Below are 24,698 nucleotides of genomic sequence, written 5' to 3'. Positions count from 1 at the left end.
CGACGGCTATTCCGGCACGAGATTCTCGGGTCTGCGCTTCGCCCGAGAATGACGGCGGAGGCAATGTCGACCTCACACCACCGCGGTCAGCCCGCCATCGACCATCAGCAGATGGCCGTTGACGTAGTCGGAAGCCGCCGAGGACAGGAAGATCGCGGCGCCGACCAGCTCCTTCGTCTCGCCCCAGCGCCCGGCCGGCGTGCGGCTGCAGACCCAGCTGGTGAAGGCTTCGTCTGCGAGCAGCGCCTGGTTGATCTCGGTTGTGAAATAGCCGGGGCCGATGGCGTTGGCCTGGATGTTGTGCTTGCCGAGCTCGGCGGCGAGCCCCCGCGTCATCATCTTCACCGCGCCCTTGGAGGCTGTGTAGGGGATGATGGTAGCCCGGCCGAGCTCGCTCATCACCGAACCGATGCTGATGATCTTGCCGCGTTTACGGGGCTGCATCCGCTTCGCCACGGCTTGCGTGACGTAGAACACCGAATGCAGATTGGTGTTCATCACCTCATGCCAGCCCTCGACCGGGAATTCGGTGATCGGCGCCCGCTTCTGCATGCCGGCATTGTTGATGAGGATATCGATCGGGCCGATCTCGGCCTCGATCATGGCGATTCCGGCCTCGACGGCCTTCTGGTCGGTGACATCGAAGGGCGCGATGGAAGCCTTGCGGCCGGCCGCGGTCAGCGTCTGCTGCGCCCGCTCGAGCTTCGTCTTGTCGCGTCCGTTCAGCACGACATGGGCGCCGGCTTCCGAGAGGCCCTCCGCCAGGGCGAGCCCGATGCCCTGGCCCGAGCCGGTGACCAGCGCAACCTTGCCTTCCAGGCTGAACAGCGACAGCGACATGGCGTATCCTCGCAAATTGCCGGAGCCCGGCGTCGGTTTCGTTTGCGCCGGTGGCGCGTCGTTGGGTAAGCAGTTTTCAAACGATTAGACGACGGCGCGGCTAAGCTTGTCTCGCGCCATTTGAGGAGAAGCCGCCATGCGTGCCGTCGTCATCCATGCCGAGAAGGATCTGCGCGTCGAGCAGACGACCGCGCCGGAGCTGGGGCCGCGCGACGTGCGCGTGCGGATGGAAGCCGGCGGCATCTGCGGCTCGGACCTGCATTACTATCTGCATGGCGGCTTCGGCACGATCCGGGTGCGCGAGCCTCTGATCCTTGGCCACGAGATCGCCGGCCGGGTCGAGGCCGTTGGCGGCGAGGTCTCGCGGGTGAAGCCGGGCGACCGGGTCGCGGTCAATCCGAGCCGCGCCTGCGGCCATTGCCGCTATTGCCAGATGGGGTTGCAGCAGCACTGCACCGACATGCTGTTCTATGGCTCGGCGATGCGCTTCCCGCATGTGCAGGGCGGCTTTCGCGACGTGCTCGTGGTCGAGGAGCGGCAGGCGGTGAAGGTGGCGCCGGGCGTCACCGCGGCGCAGGCCGCTTTCGCCGAGCCGCTTTCGGTCTGCCTCCACGCCGCCAAGCGCGCCGGGCCGCTGCTCGGCAAGCGCGTGCTGGTGACGGGGGCGGGGCCGATCGGCGCGCTCACCATCGTCGCGGCGAAGGCGGCGGGCGCTTCCGAGATCGTTGCCACCGACGTGGTGGACGGGCCGCTGCCGGTGGCGCGCAAGATGGGCGCGACCGCGGCGATCAACGTCATGGCCGAACCGGACCGGCTGAAGGAGGAATACGGGGCGGAGAAGGGCGCTTTCGACGTGATGTTCGAGGCGTCGGGCAACCAGCATGCGCTGACCGGCGCCTTCGACGTGGTGCGCTCGGGCGGCATCATCGTGCAGATCGGCGTCGGCGGTCAGTTCACCCTGCCGATGAACGTCGTCGTCGCCAAGGAGTTCGACCTGCGCGGCTCCTTCCGCTTCCATGAGGAGTTCGACTGGGCGGTGGCGATGATCGGTTCGGGCAATATCGATCTCTCGCCGCTGCTGACCGCGACGATCCCTGTCGACCGCGCCGTCGAGGCCTTCGACCTCGCCGCCGACAAGGCGAAGGCGATCAAGGTGCAGCTCGACTTCGCTTGAGTTGCAGCTGGCTCGTCATTCTCGGGCCGTCTCAGCGGACCCGAGAATCTCCGGACGAGATAATGCCGGAGCCTTCTTCGGCGAGAGATGCTCGGGGCAAGCCCGAGCATGACGGCTGGAAGCGCTCCTAGAACAACCCCTCGATATGCCCCTGCGCGTCGATGTGGATGCGTTCGGCGGCGGGTTCGCGCGGCAGGCCGGGCATGGTCATGATGTCCCCGCAGATCGCGACGACGAAGCCGGCGCCGGCCGAGAGCCTGAGTTCCCGCAAGGGGACGATGTGGCCGGAGGGCGCGCCGCGGAGCGTCGGGTCGGCCGAGAAGGAATACTGGGTCTTGGCGACGCAGATCGGCAGCTCGCCGAAGCCGGCGGCCTCGAGATCGGCGAAGCGCGCCGCGAGCTTGGCGTCGAGGCTGATGCCGGCCGCGCCGTAGATCTCGCGCGCCACCGTCTCCAGCTTCTCGCGAAGCGGCATGGCGCCCGGGTAGAGCGGGGCGAAATCGGCTTCGCCCTCATCCGCGAGCGCGGCGACCTTATGGGCGAGCTCTTCCGCGCCGGCGCCGCCTTGCGCCCAGTGGCGGCAGATCACCGCCTCAACGCCGAGATGGTTGCGGCAGTAATTGCGGATGAGTTCGTGCTCGGCGGCGGTATCGGTCGCGAAGTGGTTGATCGCGACGATCGGCGGCACGCCGAACTTGCGGATGTTGCCGACATGGCGGGTGAGATTGGCGAGCCCGGCTTCGAGCGCCTTCAGGTTCTCCTGCCCGAGCGCGTCCTTCGCCACGCCGCCATGCATCTTGAGGGCGCGGACGGTGGCGACGACGACGGCGACGGCCGGTTTCAGCCCGGCCTCGCGGCATTTGATGTCGAAGAATTTTTCCGCGCCGAGATCGGCGCCGAAGCCGGCCTCGGTGACGACGTAATCGCCCAGCTTCAACGCCGCGCGGGTCGCGATCACCGAATTGCAGCCATGGGCGATGTTGGCGAAGGGGCCGCCATGGACGAAGGCCGGGGTGCCCTCCAGCGTCTGTACCAGGTTCGGCATCAGCGCGTCCTTGAGCAGCACGCTCATCGCACCGGTCGCCTTGAGATCGGCGGTGGTGATCAGGCGCTTGTCGCGGGTGCGGCCCACGACGATGCGGCCGAGGCGCTCCTCCAGATCGGCGGAATCACGGGCCAGACAGAAGATCGCCATCACCTCCGAGGCGACGGTGATGTCGAAGCCGTCCTCGCGCGGGAAGCCGTTGCCATTGCCGCCGAGCGAAGAGACGATCGAACGCAGGGCGCGGTCGTTCATGTCGAGCACGCGGCGCCAGGTGATCGTGCGGGTATCGAAGCCGAGCCCGTTGCCCCAGTAGACATGGTTGTCGACCATCGCGGCGAGCAGGTTGTGCGCGCTGGTGATGGCGTGGAAATCGCCGGTGAAATGCAGGTTGATCTGCTCCATCGGCACGACCTGGGCATAGCCGCCGCCGGCGGCGCCGCCCTTCATGCCGAAGCTCGGGCCCAGCGAGGGCTCGCGCAGCGCGATCATCGTCTTCTTGCCGATGCGCGTCAGCCCGTCGCCGAGGCCGACCGTGGTGGTGGTCTTGCCTTCTCCCGCCGGCGTCGGGCTGATCGCGGTGACGAGGATCAGCTTGCCGTCCGGCTTGTCATGGAAGCCGGGAATCGCACCGGTGTCGATCTTGGCGATGAACTTGCCGTAGGGGTGGAGCGCTTCTGCGGGGATGCCGGCTTGCTCGGCAATGGCGCCAACAGGTTGAAGCGTCGCGGCGCGCGCGATCTCGATATCGGTGGGCATCCGTCCTCTCGGAGACTGTGCTGGCCCGCGCGCCTCCCGGGGGCGGGGCGTCGCGACACTGGCCGGAAATGCTGGGCGCTGCCAGCGTTTTCAAAGGGTGATGCACAGCGGAGGCGCTGTGTCCTGCGTCATTCTCGGGCGGCGCCGTGCGCCGACCCGAGAAACTCGGGATTGGCTAGCTGGCTTTAGAGAGGGCCGGGTCAAGCCCGACCATGACGAACAAGCTCACCCCGCCAGACGCGCGTTCTGCGGGAAGAGGAATTTGCGGGCGTCCGCATCGACCTCGGTCTTGAAGGCGAACTGGTCCTTCAGCGCCATGGCGCGCTGGGCGGCCGGCCGTGCCGAGATCTCGTCGGTGTGGCGCTTCACGTTCGGGAACATCGTCGCCCAATCCTCCCCGACGGCGAAGGAAAGCCGCGTCGCCCAGCCCCAGACCGACATGTCGATCAGCGTGTAGTCCTCGCCGAGCATATAGCGCCGGGTCTTCAGCCGCTCGTCGATGATGCCCCAGTGACGCTCGGCCTCGCGGGCGTAGCGGTTGATCGCATAAGGGATCTTCTCGGGGGCGAAGCGGCTGAAATGCACGGCCTGACCGCAATAGGGCCCGATGCCGGTGGCGACGAACATCAGCCAGGACAGCATCTCGCCACGCGCCTTCGGCGTATCCTGCGGCAGGAACTTTCCGGTCTTCTCGGCGAGATAGAGCAGGATCGCGTTGGAATCGAAGACGGTGACGTCGCCATCGGTCAGCGCCGGCGTCTTGGCGTTGGGGTTGATGGCGAGGAAGTCCGGCTTGAACTGGTCGCCCTTGCGGGTGTCGACCGGGACCATCTCGTAGGGCAGGCCGGCTTCCTCGAGGAAGAGCGCGATCTTCGCCGGGTTCGGCGAGGGGTGGTAGTAAAGCTTGATCATGGCAGGCTCCCGCTTGGTCCGGGCAGGTTACGGATCGCGGCATAGGAGACGAGATCGGTCAGCGCGGCAATCGTCACATCCGCATGGAAGCCAAGCTGTTCCGGCTGCAGGCGCAGCGCCTTGAACATCAGCTTGGGGTCGATCGTGCCGGTCGCCTCGATCTCGACCCGCAAGGCCGCGGCCGGCACGCGTTCGATGCGCGCGACCGTGAAGCCATGGGCCTTGGCGCCGGCGATGTCGAAGCCGTTGGAGGAGACGAAGAGGATCTCGTCGCGCGAGAGGCCGAGCCGCTTCTCGACATGGGCATAGCCGCGCGGATCGGGCTTGTAGACGCCGATCTCGTCGACGCTGATGACGGTCTCCAGGAACTCGCCGATGCCGGCATGGGCGACGAGCCGCTTCAGCATGGCCGGGCTGCCGTTCGAGAAGATGGCGAGCCGGTAGGAGGCGAGCCCTTGCAGCGCGGCACGCGCCTCGGGATAGAGCGCAAGCCCGTCATAGGCGCCGGCGATCTCCGCCAGGAATGCGGGCGTCGCGGTGAGGCCCAGTGTTTTCAAGGTGAAGTCGAGGGATTCGGTCGTGACCGTCCAGAAATCCTCGTAGCGACCCATCAGCGCGCGCAGCCAGGTGTATTCGAGCTGCTTCAATCGCCAGATCTGGGTGATGGTCGCGCCATGGCCGGGGAAAGCGGCCTCGGTGACGGCGGCGACGGACTGGACGTCGAACAGCGTTCCATAAGCGTCGAAAACCAGGGCCTTGATCGGCATGGACATCCTCCGTCCGGGGCTAGGTCTCTGATCGTTCGCCTTCTTAGCACTCGCATCGGCGGCGCAGCACATGGTATCCGCACCAGCACCTTTTCCTGAATGCCGAAGGTCAAGCCGATGCCGCCTCGTCCCGTGATGTTGATGATCCTCGATGGCTGGGGCTGGCGCGAGGATGCCGAGAACAACGCGATCAAGCTGGCGAAGACGCCGAATTTCGATCGCTTCTGGGCGAGCAGTCCGCATACCTTCCTGCGGACCTCGGGGCTCGATGTCGGTCTCCCTCCCGGGCAGATGGGCAATTCCGAGGTCGGCCATCTCAATCTCGGTGCCGGGCGCGTGGTGATGCAGGATCTGCCGCGCATCAACCAGGCGATCGCCGATGGCTCGATCGCGAAGGCCGTGGGGGAGAGCGGGCTCGTCGCTGCGCTGAAGGCGAGCGGCGGCGCCTGCCACCTGCTTGGCCTCGTCTCGCCGGGCGGCGTCCATGCGCATCAGGACCACGCCGTGGCGCTGGCGAAGATCGTCGCGGCGCAGGGCGTGCCGGTGAAGCTGCATGTCTTCACCGATGGACGCGATACCCCGCCGCAATCGGCCGCCGATTATGTGAAGAGCTTCGCGGCCGCGCTGCCGGCCGGCGCGACCATCGCCAGCGTATCCGGGCGCTACTACGCGATGGATCGTGACAACCGCTGGGAGCGCGTCGAGAAGGCCTGGAGCGCGATGGTGCTGGGGCAGGGGAATGCCTTCCCCAATGCGCAGGCGGCCATCGCCGACGCCTATGCCGGCAAGGTCACGGACGAGTTCATCGTGCCGGCCGTGATCGGCGGCTATGCGGGGATGCGGGACGGCGACGGGCTGCTCAGCTTCAACTTCCGCTCCGATCGCATCCGCGAAATCCTGAACGCGGTGCTGGAGCCGGATTTCTCGGGCTTCGCCCGGCTGCGCGTGCCGAAGCTGGTCAAGGCGGTCAGCATGACCTCCTACAGCGCCGAGCTCGACAAGGTGATGCCGGCGCTGTTCCTGCCGCAGACGCTCGCCAATGGGCTGGGCGAGACGGTCGCCAAGGCCGGGCTGAAGCAGGTGCGCATGGCGGAGACGGAGAAATATCCGCACGTCACCTATTTCTTCAATGGCGGCGAAGAGACGCCTTATCCCGGCGAGGATCGGGTGATGGTGCCGTCGCCCAAGGTCGCGACCTATGATTTGCAGCCGGAAATGTCGGCGCCGGAGCTGACCGCCAAGGCGGTCGAGGCGATCGATTCAGGCCGCTACGACCTCGTCATCCTGAACTTCGCCAATACCGATATGGTCGGCCATACCGGCGTGCTCGCCGCGGCGATCAGGGCGGCCGAGACGGTTGATGCGGGGCTCGGCGCCATCGCGGAGGCCGTGCAGCGGCAGGGCGGGGCGCTGCTCGTCACCGCCGATCACGGCAATGCCGAATTGATGGTCGATCCGGTCACCGGTAAGCCGCATACCGCCCACACCACCAATCCGGTGCCGCTGATGCTGATCGGCGGGCAGGGCAGGGCATTGGCGGAGGGCCGGCTCGCCGATATCGCGCCGACGCTGCTGGCGCTGATGGGGCTCGCCCAGCCGGCCGAGATGACCGCGCAGTCGCTGCTGCGCTGACGGGGAGTTTTTCCAGTACAGCCCGCGCGGAATCGTCATCCCGGACAAGCCGCCTTTGGGCGGCGCCGATCCGGGATCCATGCGGTCGCGCAGGACGACCCTGCGTGCAGATGTTTCGAAGAGATGAAAAAAGCGAAACGGCGCGGAGATAATCCGCGCCGTTCGCTTGTTGGAAGGCCGTGAGCCTCAGTATTTGCGCACCGTCGGCGGCGGCATGTAGGCGACCGGCGCGGGCTCGGGTGTGCCGCAGCAATTCGGGTCGCCGAAGTTCCAGCGCATGCCGATGCGGAAATCGTGGCTGTCGATGTCCTTGGCCTTGAGCGGGCCCTGGATCTGGCCCGTGAAGGCGTTGATGAGGCGGCCCGACTGGGCGTCGCCGAGATTGAGGTAGCGATAGCCCAGTTCGAGGGTGAGGTTCTTGTTCACCTCGTAGCCGACGCCGGCCATGAGCGCCCAGGCGACATTGGTCTTGGTGCCGGTGTTGGCATAGCCAAGCGTCGGACCGACGAAGTTGCCGAACAGAGCGCCCTGATCGGTCAGCCCCGCAATGCGGTTCTGCGTGAAGCCGATGCCGGCGCCGATATAGGGTGTCAGGCAATTCCAGGTGCCGAGGTCGAAGTAGCCGTTGAACAGCGTGACCAGCGAGGTCAGGTTGCCCTTGTAGGTGTTGGTCTGGTTGCCGTTGTTGAAGGGGTTGAAGACGATGTCGTTCACCCCGATCTGGCCGGCGCCGCGATACTCGCCGGTGACGTCGAAGCGCAGCCAGTTGTTGAAGCGGTAGCCGATGCCGAGGCCGGCGAAGAAGGTGGAGTTGTCGCTCTTGCCGAAGAAGCTGCCGCCGAACTCGGCGACATCGTCCTGATGGTACTTGCTGACGCTCTGAACGCCGACGCCGACATCGCCGCGCAGATAGATGCCGCTTGAGATCGTGCCCTTGAGCACCGGCGGCTCCATCGGGGGCGGGGGAGGCAGGAAGTCGGCGGCATGGGCTGCCGCAGCGGCGCTGAGGGCCAGGGCGCCCCCAAGCGCAATGGATTTCAGGCTGCCCATGGCAGGATCCTTCGCGTTGCGCGCAAGGACAAGGACGCAGTCCCGCGCAGTTACCGTTGCGCAGGACCATGCCAGCGATTTCTTAAACGAGACTTAACCCTAACGGCTAACCTTACTTTTTGGTTGAAGGGGGCGCTTCTTCCCCGGTCGCGACCTTTTGCAGGGTCTGGCGTGCCTTTGCCGCCATCGCCTCGAATTCCGAGCGGAAGTGTTCGATCTTCTCCTCGTCGAGCTCTTCGAGATCGAGCAGCTCCTCGCGCGCGCCTTCCAGCTTCAGGATCAGCTCGTCGAGCTTGATCTGCATGGCGGCGGTGTCGCGGTTCTGGCTGTTCTGGATGATGAAGACCATCAGGAAGGTGACGATGGTCGTCGAGGTGTTGATGACCAGCTGCCAGGTGTCGTTGTAGCCGAAGAACGGCCCCGACAGGGCCCAGATCACGATGACGATCGCCGCGCCGAAGAACGTCTGCGGCTTGCCGGACCAGTGGGCGACGCGCTGAGAGAGGCGCGTGAAGAACGAGCGGTCGCTCTGCGGCAGGCGGCGCTTGGATCTCTTTGCCATGATGGCCCCCCGAGCCGTGTTGAGGCTGTGACAGCTTCAACGCGATGCCGGGACGGCCGTTCCCTCAGGCCGTTCAGGCGAAGAGGCGCTCGGCGTGCCAGGCGATGTGCTGGGCCATGAAGGTGGAGACGAAGTTGTAGGAGTGATCGTAACCCTCCCGCAGCGTGAGCTGCAGCGGGATGCCGGCGGTGGCGCAGGCGATCTCGAGCAATTGCGGGCGCAGGCCCTCCTCGAGGAAGCCGTCGGCACCGCCCTGATCGACGAGCAGTTCCTTGAGGCGATGCCCGTCCGCGATCAGCAGGGTCGAGTCGTAGGCGCGCCAGCCGGCCTCGTCGGGGCCGAGATATTTCTCGAGGGCCGGGCGCGACCAGTCGGCGGTCGAGGGTTGCGAGATCGGCGCGAAGGCGGAGACGGAACGGTAGCGCTCCGGGTTCTTGAGGGCGAGCGTGATCGCGCCATGGCCGCCCATGGAATGGCCGAAAATGCCCTGACGGGACATGTCGAGCGGGAAGTTCCGGGCGACCAGCTCCGGCAGCTCGTCGCGGATATAGCTCTCCATGCGGTAGTTCGCGGCATAGGGGGCCTGGGTGGCGTCGAGGTAGAAGCCCGCGCCCGAGCCGAACTGCCAGTTGCCCGGTTCGTCCGGCACGTCCTCGCCGCGCGGGCTGGTGTCCGGGCAGATGATGGCGATGCCGTTGGCGGCAGCCGCCGCGCGGTATTCGCCCTTGTCCATGACGTTCTGGTGAGTGCAGGTCAGGCCGGAAAGATACCACAGCACCGGCACCGGCCCTTCCTCCGCCTGATGCGGCAGGTAGATCGCGAAGGTCATCGGGCAGGCGCAGGCCGTGCTCTCATGCCGATAGACGCGCTGCGAGCCGCCGAAGGCCTTGGAGGCGGAGAGGAGTTCCATGCGGGGTCCTTTCTTGCGGCGCGCGCTTTTGTCGTTCCGGGGCGACCCGTCAGGATCGAATCCGGACCGACGACCGGGCGAGCCCTTGCCCAGTCGGCTTGTTCAAGCGTCATGCCCCGTCGCGGGTTCCGGGTTCAGCGCTTCGCGCTGCCCCGGAATGACTTAGGATGCTTCACTGCCTCACAGATGAGGCGGCAAAACGACGCCTCAATAGACCACGACGCTGCGGATCGACTTGCCTTCATGCATCAGGTCGAAGCCGTGGTTGATCTCCTCGAGCTTCAGCTTGTGGGTGATCAGGTCGTCGATGTTGATCTTGCCCTCCATGTACCAGTCGACGATCTTCGGCACATCGGTGCGCCCGCGCGCGCCGCCGAAGGCCGTGCCCTTCCAGACGCGGCCGGTGACGAGCTGGAAGGGGCGCGTCGCGATCTCCTTGCCGGCCTCGGCCACGCCGATGACGATCGACTCGCCCCAGCCGCGATGGCAGCATTCCAGCGCCTGGCGCATCACATTGGTGTTGCCGGTGGCATCGAAGGAGAAATCGGCGCCGCCGCCGGTGAGATCGACGATCGCCTGCACGACCTTGTCGTTGCCGATCTCCTTCGGGTTGATGAAGTCGGTCATGCCGAACTTGCGCGCCATCTCCTGCTTGGCCGGATTGATGTCGACGCCGATGATCTTGTCGGCGCCGACCATGCGGGCGCCCTGGATGACGTTGAGGCCGATACCGCCGAGCCCGAAGACGACGACATTGGCGCCCGGCCAGACCTTCGCCGTGTAGATTACCGCACCGATGCCGGTCGTCACGCCGCAGCCGATATAGCAGATCTTGTCGAAGGGGGCGTCCTCCCGGACCTTGGCGAGCGCGATCTCGGGCAGGACCGTGAAGTTCGCGAAGGTCGAGCAGCCCATATAGTGGAAGATCTCGCCGCTATCGCAGGAGAAGCGCGAGGTGCCGTCCGGCATGACGCCTTGCCCCTGGGTGGAACGGATCGAGGTGCAGAGATTGGTGCGCTGCGACAGGCAGGATTTACAGTTGCGGCATTCCGGCGTGTAGAGCGGGATGACGTGATCGCCGACCTTGAGCGTGGTGACGCCCGCGCCGACCTCGCGCACGATGCCGGCGCCCTCATGGCCGAGAATCGCGGGGAACTTGCCCTCCGAATCCAGGCCCGAAAGCGTGTAGGCGTCGGTGTGGCAGATGCCGGTCGCCATGACCTCGATCAGCACCTCGCCGGCCTTCGGGCCGCCGATCTCGATGGTTTCGATGGTGAGCGGCTTGCCGGCTTCCCAGGCAACGGCGGCGCGGGTCTTCATCGGGCGGTTCCTTCTTTCAGGCTGTTCATTTCAGATAGGGGCGGATCACGCGCATGATGGCGGCGATCTCGTCTTCGTTCGCGTCATCGGCGGAGCCGATGGCCGGGCCGGCGCCGGCTTGCATGGTTTCGCGCAGATGGCTTTCGAGCACCTCCGCCATCAGCCCGGTTGCCGCGCCGCGTAACGCCGCGAGCTGCTGCAGCAGCGCACCGCATTCCTCGCCGCGCTCGACGGCCGCGATCAGGGCATCGGTCTGCCCTCTGATCCGGCGCAGCCGCGTGACCGCGCGCTTCTTTTCTTCAGGCGTGTGAGGCATGGGCACCGAGGCTCCGGTTGCCGCGACGCTATGGTACTGAGGGGGAGTATGTCAACGCGCGAGGCGGGCCGAAACGAAAAGAGCGGCAGCGTTGCCGCTGCCGCTCTTCGCTTTGCGCAAAATCATGACCCAGCCTTCATCCTTCGAGACGCCGCATTCGCGGCTCCTCAGGATGAGGGCTGAGGCCTCGATTGGATCGTCAGAAGCTGTAGCCCAGCTTCACCTTGACGAGATGCTGGCTGAAGTTGGTCAGGTCGAGATCGCCGGGCTGGCCCTTGGCCTTGCCGGCGACCTGGATGTTGTAGGCTGCCGAAAGGGCGAGCTGTTTCGTCGCCTGCCAGAACACGCCGGGGCCGACATAGGTGGCGTAACCGGCCTCCTTGTCGAAGCCGAGCTCGTTATGCTTGCGCATGTGGCGGACCTCGCCGCTGAGATAAAGCCCGTCCTGCACCTGCCAGGCGAGCGAGCCGGCGAGCGTCAGCGTCGAGGAGCGGCCATAGGGCGAGGGGCCGGTCCAGGTCAGGTCCTGCGAGACGTTCACCGCCGCATAGAGCGTGTTCGGGATCAGCGTCTTGTCGGCGAAGAGGCGGATGCCGGTGTTGTAGGTGGTGAAGTTGCGGGCGATGCCGTCCGGATCGGTGCGGGTGACGCTCGGGTCGATCACCAGCGTCAGGCCGATGCCGTGCATGTCGCGGCCGAGCAGGCGGTACTTCATCTCGACGCCGGCGCCATAGCCGCGCGAATCGGCGCTGATACCGCCAGCCGAGGCATCGGTGAAATTGCCGAGGACATAGGGGCCGACCTCGGCGCAGGGGAACAGGCCGTAGGAGCCCTGCAGCGTCAAGCCGTGGCTGTTGGAGGTGCCGACCCGGGTGCCGAAGCCGCCATTATAGGTCAGGCTGGGGCCGAAGGAGCCGACATCGGCCACGTCGGAGCCGGTGGTGAAGCCGAAGGCGTCGGTCGGAATGCCCTCGCTCTCGGTGCAGCGGGAGACGACCGGCGCAGGTGCCGCGGGCGCGCCCTTGCGGGAGGGCAGGTCGGCGGCAGTGGCTGCGGTGGCGACGCAGGCCCCGAGGAGCGCGAAGGCGAGGCGGGAGGAGAGGAGGGCTGAGGCCAGCTTCATCGCGGACATTCCAGTTGAGGAGGGGCGGGGCACCGTGCGTGCAAAGCGTGCTCAGTCACTCGGATCGGTGTGATGATGCATTCGCGGCCCGCTTTCCGCGATAAAAGAGCCATAGGTATTTCGGCAATCCGTTCGGCTGTTGCGGCGTTGCAACAGAAGAAGAAGGGCTGTCGGCATGGCGGCTCCGGCGGGGTGAGCAATGACCTTATGCTATTGCGATTGATTTGCAATAGCATAATCGCTTCCGACCAAACTATGGCGCGCCGATGACGGGGAAGCGAGAGAGGGGAGGCTCTCTTTTCGTAATAATATTACATGTTGCGCCGCCGCAACAATCAACCAGGCAGGGCCAGCATCGCGATCCGGGCCAGCGCGCGCGGCGCGATCGCGGCCAGCTCCTCCACCGGCTTCCAGGCGGCGGCATGCACCTCCTCGACCTGAGCGACGAGCGGCCGGGCCGGGTCGGCGAGGAAGAGATATTGCAGGTCGTGATGGACATGGTCCGGCTCGCCGCGAGCGGGCTTGCCCGGCACGTCATGGCTGTCGATGGCGAAGGGGACATCCGCCTCGCGATGCCAGGGGTGGAGCTGCAAATCCTGCACGCCGGTCTCCTCGACCGCCTCGCGCGCCGCCGATTGGTGGAAGTGCTCGGCCTCCTCCCAATGCCCGCCGGGCTGGAGCCAGCGGCCGATGACGACATGGTCGATCAGCAGGATGCGGGCGTGGTCGGGAGAGAGCACGAAGGCGCTGGTGGTGACGTGGCCGGGAAAGGTCTCGCGCCGGTCGAGGGCATGGCCTTGCTCGATCTGCCAGCGCAGCAGCGAGAGATGCTCGCGGGAGCCCGCGACCTCGCTGCGATAGCGTGCGACGGCTTCGGTCAGGCAGGGCATGAAATCCATGGCTTCGCTTCAATCTCTCAGGGCAGTTGCAGGTGGTAGGATTCGAAATGGCCGTTGCGCGGGCCGTCATAGCCGATGAGGACATCGAGCTTGCGGCCCTGCTGCGCGAGCACCGTCAGGGATTCGGCCTTCGCGTTGCGCCGCTCCGGCAACTCGCCGAGATCGGCGGCTGCATCGGGCCGGGCGGGGTCGACCAGCAGCAGGGCATAGGGCCGTTGCTGCTCCTGCGCCGGCCCGATCAGCGCGAGCAGCCGCCCGCCGGCAAGGAGGGCGAGATCGCGGATGCCGCGATCCGGCCCGGCCGGCAGCGCAACCACGCGCGGTGCCTCTGTTGCCGGCGCATGGCCCGGCGCGAACAGCTCCTTGAGCGAGGCTCCGACCAGGAAGACACGCCCGCCGAGCGAGGGTGCGCGAAGCCCGACCCAGAGCGTGTCGCCCTGCGCCGCGATGCCTTCGACATTGAGGCCGTTATCGTCCATCAGGCTCTTGCCGAAAAAGGCGCCGGCCTCGCCCGCGCGGCGCAGGACATCGCTCAGGCGATAGGTCAGCTCGACCTGCCCGGCCGGCGCACCGGTTGCGTCGACGCGAAGACGCGCGAGATGGAAGGCCGAGAGCCGGAACTCGCCACTCTTGCGCGAGCAGCCATGCGAGCCCGCGATGTAGAAGGCGCCATCGGCATAGGCGACGGCCTCGCCGTCGAGCTCGCCGAAGCGGCCGGGCTTCTTGCAAATGCCCTGCGGGGCTGTGCCCAGCACGGCCGGCGAGGCTTCATCGCCGATAATCGGCAAGGTGGCGCCCGGCGTGATCCGGTTCTCGGCGATCTCCGCGAACTGGGCGAAGGCGCCTTCGTCATTGATCAGCAGGCAGCGCTGGGCGCCGTTGGCGACAGGCATGCAGGCGAGGCCGCTGACATCATGCGCGGCCTTTCCGGGCTTCTTCCCGGCAAAATCGCTGATGGCCTTGAAGCGCTGCTCTGGTGCGAGCGTCGCGGCCTGAGCGAATGAGGCAGCCAGCAAGGCAGCCGTGGCGAGAGACAAGAAGCGATACCGCATGCGGCGAATCCGGCGAACAGGGGGCGGGATTGAGCGCGCCGAGGGGGGCGATGTCAAAGCGCGTCGGCCGTTGTCCCTTCCGCCGGAACGAGCATGGACAGCTTCAGCTCCGGCTGGCTCGCGACCGCGAAGCTGACCTGATGATAGGCCAGCCGGCCCTGCGCCGGATGGTTGAAGGTGCGTTCGCCGCCTTCGCGTTCCAGCACGACGCGTTCGCGCCAGTAGCGCGCAAAGGCCTCGCTGCGCTCGCTCAACGCGTCGATACGGTTCCGTATCGCCGGATCGTTCAGATGGGCGCTGACATCCGCGCGAAACTCCGCGACGACGCGGCGCGCCCGATTCTCGAAGTCGCAGATCAGGGCCGACGCAGCCGGGGTGAGGAAGATGAAGTTGAGGAGATTCCGATCGGCGTCGCCGTCCAGCCAGCCACGAAAGAGGCGGCTGGCCGGCTCGTTCCAGGCAAGCGCCGTCCAGCCGCGATCGAGGATATAGGCCGGGGCGGCGATCAGGCCGACGCAGGCGAGGACATCGGGCGGCACGGCATGGCTTTCGCTGTCGCCCTGTTCGGGGTCGCGCCGGCCGGCAAGCTCGAAGAGATAGGCCCGCTCGGCCCGGCCGAGACGCAGCGCCCCGGCGAAACGGGCCAACGCCAGCGGCGAGAGCGCCATCTCCCGCCCCTGTTCGAGCCAGGTGTACCAGGTCACGCTCAGCCCGCAGAGCTGCGCCACCTCCTCGCGGCGCAGGCCGGGGGTGCGCCGCCGCCCGCCATCCGGCAGGCCGATGCCGGACGGCTTCAGCCGCTCGCGCAGGGTTCGCGCGAAATCGCCGAGCTCGCGGCGCTGCTCGGGTGAGGGGCCGGATATCATGACGCAGCTATCATGGTGCAATTTATACCAGTTAAAACTTCTCTCTGAAGCTAGTTATAAGCACGTGCTAAGCCGGCCGCCATCATCGATCGAACGGAGATCACACGATGTCGGAAGGCAGTCACGAAGCCCTGGTGGGCGCGCAGTTCGGATCGCGCGCCGAGGCTTATCTGCACAGCGCGGTGCATGCGCAGAGCGCGGATCTGGATGCGCTGGCGGCGCTGGCGAAGGGGCGGGATGGCGCGCGCGTGCTCGATCTCGGCTGCGGCGGGGGGCATGCCTCGTTCAACATCGCCCCCTTCGTCGGCGAGGTCGTGGCCTATGACCTGTCGTCCGAGATGTTGCAGGTGGTGGCCGATGCCGCCGGCAAGCGGGGCTTGCGCAATGTCGTGACGCAGCAGGGGCCGGCGGAAAAGCTGCCCTTCGCGGATGGCTCCTTCGACATGGTGGTGAGCCGTTTCAGCGCCCATCACTGGCGCGATGTCGATGCCGGCCTGCGCGAGGCGGCGCGCGTCCTGAAGAGCGGTGGCGAGTTGGTGATGTCGGACACGGTCGCGCCGTCGAACCCGCTCGCCGACAGCTATTTCCAGGCGATCGAGATCCTGCGCGACTGCTCGCATGGCCGCAACTACACCCGCGCCGAATGGGAGGCGGCGGTCGCCCGCGCCGGCTTCCAGGCCGAAGTCGCCACGCGCTTCCGGATGCGGCTGGAGTTCAAGTCCTGGGTCGAGCGGATGAACACGCCGAAGCTGCAGGTCGAGGCGATCCGGGCGCTGCAGACCTCCGTCTCCTCGGCGATCACCGACTATTTCGACACCGAGCCCGATGGCAGTTTCAAGATCGAGGTGCTGCTGCTCCAGGCGAAGAAGGCGGGCTGAACGGCCGCCGGAGCGCCCTGTGAGGCGCTCCGGCGAAATCCTATGCGATCTTGATGTTCCGGGACCGGAGTCCGTCTCGAACGGCTATGGCTGCGACCCTATCCTTTTCCGTGCGGTCCCAAAGGCCGTTCGGAAACCAGGATTATGAACCAGATCCATCACAGGCGTTTCGCCGATCCTCCCGCCTTTCTCATCGGCCGCGATGCCGAAGGGCATTGGCTCGCCATCGAGACGCATGGCCGCGGCGGCGGCATTTTCGCCGACCGGAGCGCTGCCTTGCGCTATGCCGCGGCCGAGACGGCCCATCGGCCGCGCGCCGTCCGGATGACGGCGAGACAGCTGCGCCTGCTTTGAGGCATGCCATGAACCACTGGCTTCACGGCATGTTCACGGCGCTGGTCACGCCGTTCGACGGCGGGGCGATCGATTACGGCGCGCTGGAGCGTCTGATCGCCTGGCAGATCGCCCAGGGCGCAGACGGCATCGTGGTCGGCACCGCGACCGGTGAAATCTCCGCGCTGACCGACCGCGAGCGACAGTCGCTGCTGGCCGCAGCGCGCAGCATCGCGGGCCGGCACTTTCCCGTCATCGTGGCCGCCGGAACTTACGGTACGGCCGATACGGTCGCGGCCGTCATGGCGGCGGAGAAGGCGGGGGCCTCGGCCCTGCTGCTGCGCATGCCCTATTACAGCCGGCCGACCCAGGCCGGGCTTGCCGCCCATGCACTGGCCGTCGCGCAGGCGACCGGGCTCGAGATCATCCTCGACAACGATCCGGATCGCTGCGGCGTCGAGATCGCGCTCGAGACGCTGGAGCGGCTCGAAGGGGCGGCGAACATCGTCGGCATCCTGGAGCGGCGTGGCGATCTTATTCGCTGCGACCGGATCGCCAGGATCCGCGGCCGCCGTTTCATGCGCCTGACCGGCGCGGCCGAGACCCTTCCGGCCTATCTGCTCGCCGGAGGCTGCGGCGCCATCACCAGCATCGGCAATCTCGCCCCGCATTGGCTGGCGCGGCTGGAGAGCGCGGCGCGCTCCGAGTTCTACGGCCAGGCGCAGATCCTGCAACGGCGGCTCATCCCGCTGCTCGACCTGCTGGCGAAAGAACCCGATCCGATCCTCGTCAAGCTCGCGCTCTCGCTGCTCCATCAGGGCATCGAAGCCGCTTGCCGGGTGCCGTTGACACCCGCATGGCCGGAGCTGGTTCCACTCGTCCGCGAGGCGATCGAGGATCTGCCGCGCCCGCTCCCGGAAACCATGACGGCGCAGTCTCTCGGCCGCGCCGCCGCAGGGGCGGCCGGGCGGCGCTGACACCGCGCCAACGGCTCCCCGCTCTCGAAGGAGGCTCTCATGTCCGTGATCGGCAGTTACCGTCGCCGCCGCGAGGCGGTCTATCAAAGCACAAGGCGCGTCTCCGCCGGAGGCTGGAAGGCCGATGTGCTGCATCTTTGCGTTTCGATCGCCCTGATGGCGGCGGTCATCGGCATCCGCGTCCTCTGGTCCCTGCACCATGGCTGAGGTCCTCAAACGACAAGGGCGCCGTCCGAAGACGGCGCCCTCTTTGCGATCATCCGGGTCCGCCCGTCAGGCGAGCTTGGCGTAGGCCGGCACGGTGAGGAAATCCTCGAAGTTCGGCGCCAGCGACAGCGTCTCGAACAGCGCAATCGCCTCGGGGAAGCGGCCCTTGGCGTAGTTCTCAGGCCCGAGCTCGCCCTTCACGCGTTCCATCTCCTCGGGCAGGCAGCGCTTGAACAGCGCCGCATCGGCCTTGATCCCGCCTTCGAGTTCGACGCTGTACTGGACGAACTGCCAGATCTGGGCGCGGCTGATCTCGGCCGTCGCGGCATCCTCCATCATGTTGTAGATCGGCACCGCCCCGCGGCCGCGCAGCCAGGCCTCGATATATTGCACGCCGACGCGGATGTTCTCGCGGAAGCCTTCCTCGGTGCGCGTGCCCTGGTGGACTTCCAGCAGGTCCTTGGCGCCGATCGAGACGTCGTCGCGCTTCTTGCCGAGCTGGTTGGCCTGCGGCATCAGCCGGTCGAAGACCTCCATCGCGACCGGGACGAGATCGGGGTGGGCGACCCAGGTGCCGTCATGGCCGTCGCCGGCCTCGCGCTCCTTGTCGGCCTTGACCTTGGCGAAGGCGGCGGCATTGGCCTCCGGGTTGTTCTTGACCGGGATCTGGGCGGCCATGCCGCCCATCGCAAAGGCGCCGCGCCTGTGGCAGGTCTTGATCAGCAGCAGCGAATAGGCGCGCAGGAAGGCCTTGGACATCACGACCTGCGAACGATCCGGCAGGACATAGGCCTTGTTTCGGGCGAGTTTCTTGATGAAGGAGAAGATGTAGTCCCAGCGGCCGCAATTGAGGCCGGCCATGTGCTCGCGCAGTTCGTAGAGGATCTCGTCCATCTCGAAGGCGGCGGGCAGGGTCTCGATCAGGACGGTGGCCTTGATCGCGCCGTTCTTCAGGCCGAGCGCCGACTGGGCGGCGACGAAGACGTCGTTCCAGAGCCGGGCCTCGAGATGGCTCTCCAGCTTCGGCAGGTAGAAATAGGGGCCGGAGCCGGCGGCGAGTGCCGCCTTGGCGTTGTGGAAGACATAGAGCCCGAAATCGACCAGGGAGCCCGAGGCTTCCTCGCCATCGATCTCGATATGGCGCTCCGGCAGGTGCCAGCCGCGCGGGCGGATGATCAGGACGGCCGGCTTGTCCTTGAGCTTGTAGTCCTTGCCGTTCGTCGGATCGGTAAAGTCGATCCTGTTCGCCCAGCGGTCCCGCAGATTGATCTGGCCTTCGATCATATTGGCCCAGACCGGCGAGGAGGCATCCTCGAAATCGGCCATGAAGACCTTGGCGCCGGAATTCAGCGCGTTGACAATCATCTTGCGATCGACCGGGCCGGTGATCTCGACGCGGCGATCGAGGAGGTCGGCCGGGATCGGCGCGACGGTCCAGTCGCCTTCGCGGATATGCTTGGTTTCGGCCAGGAAGTCCGGCGTTTCGCCAGCGTCGAAGCGCTTCTGGCGCTCGGCCCGGAGCGCGAGCAGGCGCTTGCGCGTCTCGTTGAAGCGGCGGTGGAGGTCGGCGACGAAGGTGAGGGCATCGCGGGTCAGAATTTCATCGAAGCGGTGCGCGAGCGCACCCTTGACGACGACGCCGGCCGGCAGATCGAGCGAGGGGATGTCGGACATCAGCATTCCTCCTGAAACATTGGGTCGATGCTGGCTCGAAACGGGTCATTTCGAAATCCAGAAAAAATGACGATCACTTTTTCCTGTAAGGAAATTATCTCTCATGCCGAGAGGGAGAGGAATTATGCGCGCAAAGGTTGTTTTCTCGGCTAAGCTAGCGCGATATGACGTAAGGGCATCGGCTTTTCCCTCAAAATGCGCAGATAGGTTCGATTTCCTCAAATCGGTTTTAGTAATTTGTAAGTTCCGGCGCCCAAGGCTCGCCCCGTCGAATGTGTCAATTCGGCCGGGGGTGAGTGGATAATGAGCAAGTTCGGTTCCCTGCGTGACATGATGGGCCGGTTCCGCAAGGACCAGAGCGGCAACATCATGATGCTGTTCGGGCTTTCCCTGGTGCCGCTGATGGGGGTTGTCGGCGTAGCCGTCGACTATTCGCGCGCCAGCAACGCCCGGCAGTCGCTGAACGCCGCGCTCGACTCCGCCGCCCTGATGGCGGCGCGCGATGCTCAGAAGCTCACCGATGTGCAGCTGACCGCACGGGTCAATGCCTGGCTCAAGGACAACCTGCCGGCCGACGTGAAAAGCGAGTTCACCAGTGCCCAGGTCAGCATCGACCGCACGGCGCGCACCGTCAAAATCGTGGCCAACGCGCAGGTGCCGACGACCATCGCGCGGGTCCTCGGCTCCGACAATCTCGCTGTGTCCAGCTCGAGCCAGTCGACCTGGGGGTTGAACACCATCGAGCTTGCTCTCGTGCTCGACAACACCGGCTCGATGGCCCAGAGCGGCAAGATGACAGCGCTGAAGCAGGCGTCGCTAGATCTGATCCAGATCATGAAAGACTCCACCCAGGAGACGGATCAGATCAGGATCTCGATCGTCCCCTTCAATACGCAGGTCCGGATCTCCCGCAGTCTCAAGGACGAGCAGTGGATCCGCTACGGGATGACCCGTAACGTGAACGTGAGCGTCACTTGCGACACCAAGGGCCAGAACTGCGTGTTTGCGAACACCAATACCAAGATCGGCAGCGATGTGTCGAACTGCGTTCCGACCGGGCAAGGGAAAAAGAACCAGACCTGCACGCAGCTCCAGACGCTGACCAAGGCAACCTGGGCGAACAGCGAAGGCTGCATTGCCGACCGGGATCAGAACTATGACGTGACCGATGGCGGCGCCACGGCCTCCAATGCGCAAGCCTATCCGGCGACCTGGTGCGGCCAAAGCTCGCTCGTCGAGGCGATGGGCCTGACGTCCGATTGGACTTCGCTGTCGAGCAAGATCAACGCGATGACACCGGTCGGCAACACCAACGTCACGATCGGCGCGGTATGGGGATGGGCGACGCTTTCGACGGACGTGCCTTTCACGGAGGCGAAGCCTGCGGAAACGCCGCGGCTGAAAAAATACATGATCTTGCTCACGGACGGCGACAATACTCAAAACAGGTTCACCACCTCCCAGTCGGCGATCGACTCGCGGACGGCGCTTGCCTGCACGGGTATCAAGAACGCGGGCATCACCGTCTATACCATCCGCGTGATGGACGGGAACGCGACGCTGCTGCAGAACTGCGCATCGGATCAGAGCAAATATTACGAGGTTACGTCCGCCTCCCAGCTCAGCCCGATCTTCAAGGCGATCGCGAACGAGATTAGCCAGGTCCGGCTGACGCAGTAAGCTCGTCGAAGCGCGCCAGGAAACGCGCCTGCGCCGTCTCGGTGTCGAGCGGCTCGAGCCAGGCGAGAACCGCGGGCGGCAGCGCCTGCGGCCGGCCGAAGAACTTCAGCGCCTCCTGCCGGTCGAAGCCGGCGAGCTGCGTCGCCTCGAAGAAGGCCGCGATGGTATCGGCCTCCTTGGTCCTGCGCTTCTGCAAAGCGGGCGTCGCGGCGGGCAATCCGAAGCGCAGATGGATCGCCGTCAGCAGGCGCAGTTCCACGCTCTTATAGGCATCGCCCATCACCACCTTGAAGGGCGAGATCATGTCGCCGATGACGTATTCCGGCGCATCGTGCAGCAGCGCCATCATTCGCCATGCGTCGCTCCAGTCGGGATTGAGATGGCCGGCGATGGCCTCGACCAGCAGGCAATGCTGCGCGACCGAGAAGGAATGGGCGCCGCGCGTCTGGCCGTTCCAGCGGGCGACGCGGGCGAGGCCATGGGCGATGTCCTCGATCTCGACATCGAGCGGCGAGGGGTCGAGCAGATCGAGCCTCCGGCCCGAGAGCATGCGCTGCCAGGCGCGCGGCTGTTCGGGGGGCCGGGGCATCAGGCGGCAGGGCGGCTGTCGCGTGCGAGCGCCGCGCATTCGCTCCAGCGGAAGCAGCCGGTCAGGTGATCGTTGACCAGCCCGCAGGCCTCCATGAAGGCGTAGACGATGGTCGGGCCGCAGAAGGTGAAGCCGGCCTTCTTCAGCTCCTTGGAGATCGCCTCGGAGAGTTTCGTCTGCGTCGGCACCTCGTTCTGGGTGCGGAAGCTGTTCTGCAGGACGCGGCCGTCGAGATGCTTCCAGAGAAAGTCGGCGAAGGGCTCGCGCTCGCTGAGCTTCAGATAGGCCTGCGCGCTCTTGATCGTGCCCTCGATCTTGCCGCGATGGCGGATGATGCCGGGGTCGGCGAGCAGGCGCTGGACATCGGCCTCGGTGAAGCGGGCGACCGCTTCGGGCTCGAAGCCGGCGAAACCGGCGCGGAAGGCGTCGCGCTTCCTGAGGATCGTGATCCAGGACAGCCCGGCCTGGAAGCCGTCGAGGATCAGCTTCTCCCAGAGCGCGCGGGAATCATACTCCGGCACGCCCCATTCGGTGTCGTGATAGGCGAGGTAGAGCGGATCGGTGCCCGGCCAGCGGCAGCGGAATTTGCCGTCCGGCCCCTCGATCGCGATGCGTTCCTCGCTGGAGACACTTGCCTCGCTCAGGAGAGCTGTCTGGCTCATAGGACGGCTCCTGCGGCGGCTCCGAAGCCCGGCTCGCCGGGGAAGGGGAAGCCGACGAAGCCCGGCTTTTCCGCCAGATGGAAGGCGAGGCCGCCGCCGAGCGGTGTCTGCCCGGCTGCGAGCGCATCGGCCAGCCGGTCGAGCCGGAGCAGGGCGAGCGCCTTGCCGTTCGCGCCCGAGCCGATGGTGCCGAGCGTCTTGCCGCCGGCTGTCGCCTCGGCGCCGGTTTCGGTGGCGATGCCGTCGTCGAAGACGATGGGCACGACGCGGGTGCGGGCGGTGCCGCGATGCTGCATGCGGGAGACGACCTCCTGGCCGATATAGCAGCCCTTCTTGAAGGAGACGCCGCCGAGCTGGTCGAGCAGGGCTTCATGCGGGAAGGTCTCGCCATAGGCGAAGTCGCGGCCGCCTGCGGGCACGCCGAGCGCGATGCGGCGGGCGTGATAAGCCTCCGGCTCGGCATCGACGAGGCTGTCAATCCCGGCCGCATCCGCGATGGCGCGCTGGCCGAGCGCCGGCAGGCGCGGGTCGTCATAGACGAAGCCGGCATCGGCCGGCAGCGGCGCACCATCGGCGGAGGCGAGGACGGCGCTGGACTCGGTCAGGTCGTCGAGCGCCACCTTGGCGCGCAGCTTGTAGAGCTTCAGGCGTTTCATCAGATCGGCAGTCTGGAGCAGGGGCGTATCGAGCAGGAAGCCGCCGCCATCTTCCGCCGGCAGCGCGACGACGAAGAAATCGCAGAGGATCTTGCCCTGCGGTGTCAGCAGCGCGCCATAGCCGGCCCGCTCCGGCGTCACCTCGTCCATCTCGTTGGTCACGATGTTCTGGAGGAAGTCGCGGGCATCCTCGCCGCTGACGCGGATGACGCCGCGATCGATCAATCTTGTGGCGGACATGGGCAGCCGGTCCAGTTCTGATGTCGGGTCGAGGTTCGTCAGCCGAATGGGGATGATGTCGCCACCCGAAAACTGTTTGGGCTTCCGGGACGGCGCGTTGGCCGATAGGTAGGCTGCATCCCGTCTTTGCTCAACCTCCCGGAGACCCGCCATGCCCCAGACCTACGACGTCATCCTCAAGGGCGGCACGGTGGTCAATCAGGATGGCCGCGTGACGCGCGACATCGGCATCACCGGCGGCAAGATCATGGCCCTGGGCGATCTCAGCCGGGCCTCGGCCGGCGAGGTCGTGAACTGCTACGGCCTGCACATCCTGCCGGGCGTGATCGACAGCCAGGTGCATTTCCGCGAGCCCGGGCTCGAGCACAAGGAAGATCTCGAGGCCGGCTCGCGCGCGGCCGCGCTCGGCGGCGTGACCTGTGTCTTCGAGATGCCGAACACGATTCCCCAGACGACGACGCCGGAGGCGCTGGCCGACAAGGTGAGGCGCGGCAGGCATCGCATGCATTGCGACTTCGCCTTCTGGGTTGGCGGCACGCATGAGAACGCGGCCGATGTGCCCGATCTCGAAAGGCTGCCGGGCGCGGCCGGCATCAAGGTGTTCATGGGCTCCTCGACCGGCGACCTGCTGGTCGAGGACGACCAGGGCGTCGCCGAGATCCTGAAGCGCACGCGCCGTCGTTCCGCCTTCCATTCCGAAGATGAGATGATGCTGCGCGAGCGCATGGGCCTGCGCGTTCAAGGCGATCCGTCGAGCCATCCGGTCTGGCGCTCGCCCGAGGTGGCGCTGACCTGCACGACGCGATTGGTGCGGATCGCGCGCGAGACCGGCGCCCGGGTCCATATCCTGCACATCTCGACGGCCGAGGAGATGGTCTTCCTCAAGGACCACAAGGATGTCGCGACCGTCGAGGTGCTGCCGAACCACCTGACCCTCGTCGCGCCCGACTGCTACGAGCGGCTCGGCAACTATGCCCAGATGAACCCGCCGATCCGCGACGACTATCATCGTCAGGGAATCTGGTGGGGCGTCGAGCAGGGCATCGTCGACGTGCTCGGCTCGGACCATGCGCCGCATACGCATGAGGAAAAGCACCACCCCTATCCGGAGAGCCATTCCGGCATGCCGGGCGTGCAGACGCTGGTGCCGATCATGCTCGACCATGTGAATGCCGGAAGGCTCTCGCTGGAGCGCTTCGTCGACCTCAGCAGCGCCGGGCCGCAGCGCATCTTCGGGCTGGAGGGCAAGGGCCGCATCGCGGTCGGCTACGACGCCGACTTCACCATCGTCGACCTCAAGCGCAAGCACACCATCACCAATGACGGGATCGCCTCGAAATGCGGTTGGACGCCCTATGACGGCGTCACCGTCACGGGCTGGCCCGTCGGCACCTATGTGCGCGGCCTGAAAGTGATGTGGGAGGGCGAATTGACGACGCCGTCGCAAGGCGAGCCGGCCCGCTTCCTGGAGGCGCTGCCGCGCGGAGCCTGAAACGGATCGGTGTCGCCCGCGTTCGGCTCTGCACGAGCACGCGGGCGGCTCCGCAAAAAAAACGGAAAAAGATTCCCGGCGCTGTC

General features: G+C 66.3%; 25 protein-coding genes. 8 read left to right on the top strand and 17 right to left on the bottom strand.

Going from position 1 to position 24,698, the window contains the following annotated elements; genetic code table 11:
* Positions 1–72 precede the first annotated feature (72 nt).
* Positions 73–840, bottom strand: a complete 768-nt coding sequence (locus tag AB6806_RS09370) for an SDR family oxidoreductase (protein WP_142021946.1) — start codon at positions 838–840, stop codon at positions 73–75.
* A gap of 136 nt (positions 841–976) precedes the next feature.
* Here AB6806_RS09370 and AB6806_RS09365 point away from each other — a divergent pair, with 136 nt between their 5' ends.
* Positions 977–2,014, top strand: a complete 1,038-nt coding sequence (locus AB6806_RS09365) for an L-idonate 5-dehydrogenase (protein WP_142021945.1) — start codon at positions 977–979, stop codon at positions 2,012–2,014.
* A gap of 127 nt (positions 2,015–2,141) precedes the next feature.
* Here the strand turns inward: AB6806_RS09365 and AB6806_RS09360 are convergent, their stop codons facing one another.
* The 3 genes from AB6806_RS09360 to AB6806_RS09350 all read right to left on the bottom strand — a co-directional run bounded on the left by AB6806_RS09360 (position 2,142) and on the right by AB6806_RS09350 (position 5,494).
* Entirely contained in the window at positions 2,142–3,815 is a 1,674-nt protein-coding gene (locus tag AB6806_RS09360) for a formate--tetrahydrofolate ligase (RefSeq protein ID WP_142021944.1), read from the bottom strand.
* Between the two features lie 225 nt (positions 3,816–4,040).
* On the bottom strand, positions 4,041–4,727 hold the full coding sequence (locus AB6806_RS09355) for a glutathione S-transferase family protein (RefSeq protein ID WP_038359604.1): 687 nt from the start codon (positions 4,725–4,727) through the stop codon (positions 4,041–4,043).
* Positions 4,724–5,494: a haloacid dehalogenase type II gene (locus AB6806_RS09350; RefSeq protein ID WP_038359602.1), complete on the bottom strand. Its 771-nt coding sequence runs from the start codon at positions 5,492–5,494 to the stop codon at positions 4,724–4,726. The genes AB6806_RS09355 and AB6806_RS09350 overlap by 4 nt, the downstream gene beginning before the upstream one ends.
* A gap of 117 nt (positions 5,495–5,611) precedes the next feature.
* Between AB6806_RS09350 and gpmI the strand changes: the two genes are divergently transcribed.
* Positions 5,612–7,126 (top strand): 2,3-bisphosphoglycerate-independent phosphoglycerate mutase, encoded by a 1,515-nt coding sequence (gene gpmI / locus AB6806_RS09345; protein ID WP_370954509.1) that lies wholly within the window; start codon positions 5,612–5,614, stop codon positions 7,124–7,126.
* Positions 7,127–7,312: 186 nt separating this feature from the next.
* Here the strand turns inward: gpmI and AB6806_RS09340 are convergent, their stop codons facing one another.
* The 9 genes from AB6806_RS09340 to AB6806_RS09300 all read right to left on the bottom strand — a co-directional run bounded on the left by AB6806_RS09340 (position 7,313) and on the right by AB6806_RS09300 (position 15,224).
* Positions 7,313–8,176 carry an outer membrane protein gene (locus AB6806_RS09340; RefSeq protein WP_038359600.1) on the bottom strand — a complete coding sequence of 288 codons (864 nt, stop codon included), beginning with the start codon at positions 8,174–8,176 and terminating at the stop codon, positions 7,313–7,315.
* A gap of 112 nt (positions 8,177–8,288) precedes the next feature.
* Positions 8,289–8,738 (bottom strand): low affinity iron permease family protein, encoded by a 450-nt coding sequence (locus AB6806_RS09335; protein ID WP_113253719.1) that lies wholly within the window; start codon positions 8,736–8,738, stop codon positions 8,289–8,291.
* Between the two features lie 73 nt (positions 8,739–8,811).
* Positions 8,812–9,648: an S-formylglutathione hydrolase gene (gene fghA / locus AB6806_RS09330; protein ID WP_370954508.1), complete on the bottom strand. Its 837-nt coding sequence runs from the start codon at positions 9,646–9,648 to the stop codon at positions 8,812–8,814.
* Positions 9,649–9,855: 207 nt separating this feature from the next.
* Positions 9,856–10,968 carry an S-(hydroxymethyl)glutathione dehydrogenase/class III alcohol dehydrogenase gene (locus AB6806_RS09325; RefSeq protein WP_112764469.1) on the bottom strand — a complete coding sequence of 371 codons (1,113 nt, stop codon included), beginning with the start codon at positions 10,966–10,968 and terminating at the stop codon, positions 9,856–9,858.
* Between the two features lie 25 nt (positions 10,969–10,993).
* On the bottom strand, positions 10,994–11,284 hold the full coding sequence (locus AB6806_RS09320) for a metal-sensing transcriptional repressor (RefSeq protein ID WP_038359595.1): 291 nt from the start codon (positions 11,282–11,284) through the stop codon (positions 10,994–10,996).
* A gap of 199 nt (positions 11,285–11,483) precedes the next feature.
* On the bottom strand, positions 11,484–12,407 hold the full coding sequence (locus tag AB6806_RS09315) for a hypothetical protein (protein ID WP_112764468.1): 924 nt from the start codon (positions 12,405–12,407) through the stop codon (positions 11,484–11,486).
* Between the two features lie 335 nt (positions 12,408–12,742).
* Positions 12,743–13,306 (bottom strand): NUDIX hydrolase, encoded by a 564-nt coding sequence (locus tag AB6806_RS09310; RefSeq protein ID WP_051987573.1) that lies wholly within the window; start codon positions 13,304–13,306, stop codon positions 12,743–12,745.
* Between the two features lie 17 nt (positions 13,307–13,323).
* Entirely contained in the window at positions 13,324–14,358 is a 1,035-nt protein-coding gene (locus tag AB6806_RS09305; RefSeq protein WP_370954507.1) for a DUF3616 domain-containing protein, read from the bottom strand.
* 53 nt (positions 14,359–14,411) lie between these two features.
* A complete protein-coding gene (locus tag AB6806_RS09300) occupies positions 14,412–15,224 on the bottom strand; it encodes a helix-turn-helix transcriptional regulator (protein WP_142021940.1) in 813 nt (270 codons plus the stop codon).
* 107 nt (positions 15,225–15,331) lie between these two features.
* Here AB6806_RS09300 and AB6806_RS09295 point away from each other — a divergent pair, with 107 nt between their 5' ends.
* From AB6806_RS09295 to AB6806_RS09280, 4 genes are all read left to right on the top strand, one after another.
* Complete coding sequence (locus AB6806_RS09295) at positions 15,332–16,102, top strand: class I SAM-dependent methyltransferase (RefSeq protein WP_370954506.1); 771 nt, start codon at positions 15,332–15,334, stop codon at positions 16,100–16,102.
* 144 nt (positions 16,103–16,246) lie between these two features.
* Positions 16,247–16,456: a hypothetical protein gene (locus AB6806_RS09290; RefSeq protein WP_038359583.1), complete on the top strand. Its 210-nt coding sequence runs from the start codon at positions 16,247–16,249 to the stop codon at positions 16,454–16,456.
* Positions 16,457–16,464: 8 nt separating this feature from the next.
* Positions 16,465–17,412: a dihydrodipicolinate synthase family protein gene (locus AB6806_RS09285; RefSeq protein WP_370954505.1), complete on the top strand. Its 948-nt coding sequence runs from the start codon at positions 16,465–16,467 to the stop codon at positions 17,410–17,412.
* 39 nt (positions 17,413–17,451) lie between these two features.
* Positions 17,452–17,619, top strand: a complete 168-nt coding sequence (locus AB6806_RS09280) for a hypothetical protein (RefSeq protein ID WP_156115885.1) — start codon at positions 17,452–17,454, stop codon at positions 17,617–17,619.
* Between the two features lie 66 nt (positions 17,620–17,685).
* Here the strand turns inward: AB6806_RS09280 and aceB are convergent, their stop codons facing one another.
* Positions 17,686–19,293 (bottom strand): malate synthase A, encoded by a 1,608-nt coding sequence (gene aceB, locus AB6806_RS09275; protein ID WP_370954504.1) that lies wholly within the window; start codon positions 19,291–19,293, stop codon positions 17,686–17,688.
* 303 nt (positions 19,294–19,596) lie between these two features.
* Here aceB and AB6806_RS09270 point away from each other — a divergent pair, with 303 nt between their 5' ends.
* On the top strand, positions 19,597–20,973 hold the full coding sequence (locus AB6806_RS09270; protein ID WP_370954502.1) for a pilus assembly protein TadG-related protein: 1,377 nt from the start codon (positions 19,597–19,599) through the stop codon (positions 20,971–20,973).
* On the opposite strand, the gene AB6806_RS09265 is transcribed toward AB6806_RS09270, so the two are convergent.
* The 3 genes from AB6806_RS09265 to ygfZ are packed head-to-tail and all read right to left on the bottom strand — an operon-like array spanning position 20,948 to position 23,120.
* Positions 20,948–21,562: a YfbR-like 5'-deoxynucleotidase gene (locus tag AB6806_RS09265; protein ID WP_370954501.1), complete on the bottom strand. Its 615-nt coding sequence runs from the start codon at positions 21,560–21,562 to the stop codon at positions 20,948–20,950. The genes AB6806_RS09270 and AB6806_RS09265 overlap by 26 nt on opposite strands.
* Complete coding sequence (locus AB6806_RS09260; RefSeq protein WP_370954500.1) at positions 21,562–22,224, bottom strand: DNA-3-methyladenine glycosylase I; 663 nt, start codon at positions 22,222–22,224, stop codon at positions 21,562–21,564. Before AB6806_RS09260 ends, AB6806_RS09265 begins: the two co-directional genes overlap by 1 nt.
* Positions 22,221–23,120: a CAF17-like 4Fe-4S cluster assembly/insertion protein YgfZ gene (gene ygfZ / locus AB6806_RS09255; RefSeq protein ID WP_370954498.1), complete on the bottom strand. Its 900-nt coding sequence runs from the start codon at positions 23,118–23,120 to the stop codon at positions 22,221–22,223. The genes AB6806_RS09260 and ygfZ overlap by 4 nt, the downstream gene beginning before the upstream one ends.
* Before the next feature lie 151 nt (positions 23,121–23,271).
* Between ygfZ and AB6806_RS09250 the strand changes: the two genes are divergently transcribed.
* Complete coding sequence (locus tag AB6806_RS09250) at positions 23,272–24,612, top strand: dihydroorotase (RefSeq protein WP_142021933.1); 1,341 nt, start codon at positions 23,272–23,274, stop codon at positions 24,610–24,612.
* Positions 24,613–24,698 lie beyond the last annotated feature (86 nt).

Source organism: Allobosea sp. RCC_152_1 (assembly GCF_041360765.1).
GTDB lineage: Bacteria > Pseudomonadota > Alphaproteobacteria > Rhizobiales > Beijerinckiaceae > Allobosea > Allobosea spartocytisi.
The sequence above is the reverse complement of the archived record's forward strand: the minus strand, read 5'-3'. Positions and strand labels throughout refer to the sequence as shown.

What these genes read in the sequence shown, in the direction of transcription:
- AB6806_RS09250 (WP_142021933.1), top strand. Translation starts at nt 23,272, where the DNA reads ATGCCCCAGACCTACGACGTCATCCTCAAGGGCGGCACGGTGGTCAAT.
- AB6806_RS09325 (WP_112764469.1), bottom strand. Translation starts at nt 10,968, where the DNA reads ATGAAGACCCGCGCCGCCGTTGCCTGGGAAGCCGGCAAGCCGCTCACC.
- AB6806_RS09290 (WP_038359583.1), top strand. Translation starts at nt 16,247, where the DNA reads ATGAACCAGATCCATCACAGGCGTTTCGCCGATCCTCCCGCCTTTCTC.
- AB6806_RS09315 (WP_112764468.1), bottom strand. Translation starts at nt 12,407, where the DNA reads ATGAAGCTGGCCTCAGCCCTCCTCTCCTCCCGCCTCGCCTTCGCGCTC.
- fghA (WP_370954508.1), bottom strand. Translation starts at nt 9,648, where the DNA reads ATGGAACTCCTCTCCGCCTCCAAGGCCTTCGGCGGCTCGCAGCGCGTC.
- AB6806_RS09335 (WP_113253719.1), bottom strand. Translation starts at nt 8,738, where the DNA reads ATGGCAAAGAGATCCAAGCGCCGCCTGCCGCAGAGCGACCGCTCGTTC.
- AB6806_RS09365 (WP_142021945.1), top strand. Translation starts at nt 977, where the DNA reads ATGCGTGCCGTCGTCATCCATGCCGAGAAGGATCTGCGCGTCGAGCAG.
- AB6806_RS09350 (WP_038359602.1), bottom strand. Translation starts at nt 5,494, where the DNA reads ATGCCGATCAAGGCCCTGGTTTTCGACGCTTATGGAACGCTGTTCGAC.
- AB6806_RS09320 (WP_038359595.1), bottom strand. Translation starts at nt 11,284, where the DNA reads ATGCCTCACACGCCTGAAGAAAAGAAGCGCGCGGTCACGCGGCTGCGC.
- AB6806_RS09300 (WP_142021940.1), bottom strand. Translation starts at nt 15,224, where the DNA reads ATGATATCCGGCCCCTCACCCGAGCAGCGCCGCGAGCTCGGCGATTTC.
- AB6806_RS09305 (WP_370954507.1), bottom strand. Translation starts at nt 14,358, where the DNA reads ATGCGGTATCGCTTCTTGTCTCTCGCCACGGCTGCCTTGCTGGCTGCC.
- AB6806_RS09285 (WP_370954505.1), top strand. Translation starts at nt 16,465, where the DNA reads ATGAACCACTGGCTTCACGGCATGTTCACGGCGCTGGTCACGCCGTTC.
- AB6806_RS09280 (WP_156115885.1), top strand. Translation starts at nt 17,452, where the DNA reads ATGTCCGTGATCGGCAGTTACCGTCGCCGCCGCGAGGCGGTCTATCAA.
- AB6806_RS09260 (WP_370954500.1), bottom strand. Translation starts at nt 22,224, where the DNA reads ATGAGCCAGACAGCTCTCCTGAGCGAGGCAAGTGTCTCCAGCGAGGAA.
- aceB (WP_370954504.1), bottom strand. Translation starts at nt 19,293, where the DNA reads ATGTCCGACATCCCCTCGCTCGATCTGCCGGCCGGCGTCGTCGTCAAG.
- AB6806_RS09360 (WP_142021944.1), bottom strand. Translation starts at nt 3,815, where the DNA reads ATGCCCACCGATATCGAGATCGCGCGCGCCGCGACGCTTCAACCTGTT.
- gpmI (WP_370954509.1), top strand. Translation starts at nt 5,612, where the DNA reads ATGCCGCCTCGTCCCGTGATGTTGATGATCCTCGATGGCTGGGGCTGG.
- ygfZ (WP_370954498.1), bottom strand. Translation starts at nt 23,120, where the DNA reads ATGTCCGCCACAAGATTGATCGATCGCGGCGTCATCCGCGTCAGCGGC.
- AB6806_RS09295 (WP_370954506.1), top strand. Translation starts at nt 15,332, where the DNA reads ATGTCGGAAGGCAGTCACGAAGCCCTGGTGGGCGCGCAGTTCGGATCG.
- AB6806_RS09270 (WP_370954502.1), top strand. Translation starts at nt 19,597, where the DNA reads ATGAGCAAGTTCGGTTCCCTGCGTGACATGATGGGCCGGTTCCGCAAG.
- AB6806_RS09265 (WP_370954501.1), bottom strand. Translation starts at nt 21,562, where the DNA reads ATGCCCCGGCCCCCCGAACAGCCGCGCGCCTGGCAGCGCATGCTCTCG.
- AB6806_RS09370 (WP_142021946.1), bottom strand. Translation starts at nt 840, where the DNA reads ATGTCGCTGTCGCTGTTCAGCCTGGAAGGCAAGGTTGCGCTGGTCACC.
- AB6806_RS09310 (WP_051987573.1), bottom strand. Translation starts at nt 13,306, where the DNA reads ATGGATTTCATGCCCTGCCTGACCGAAGCCGTCGCACGCTATCGCAGC.
- AB6806_RS09355 (WP_038359604.1), bottom strand. Translation starts at nt 4,727, where the DNA reads ATGATCAAGCTTTACTACCACCCCTCGCCGAACCCGGCGAAGATCGCG.
- AB6806_RS09340 (WP_038359600.1), bottom strand. Translation starts at nt 8,176, where the DNA reads ATGGGCAGCCTGAAATCCATTGCGCTTGGGGGCGCCCTGGCCCTCAGC.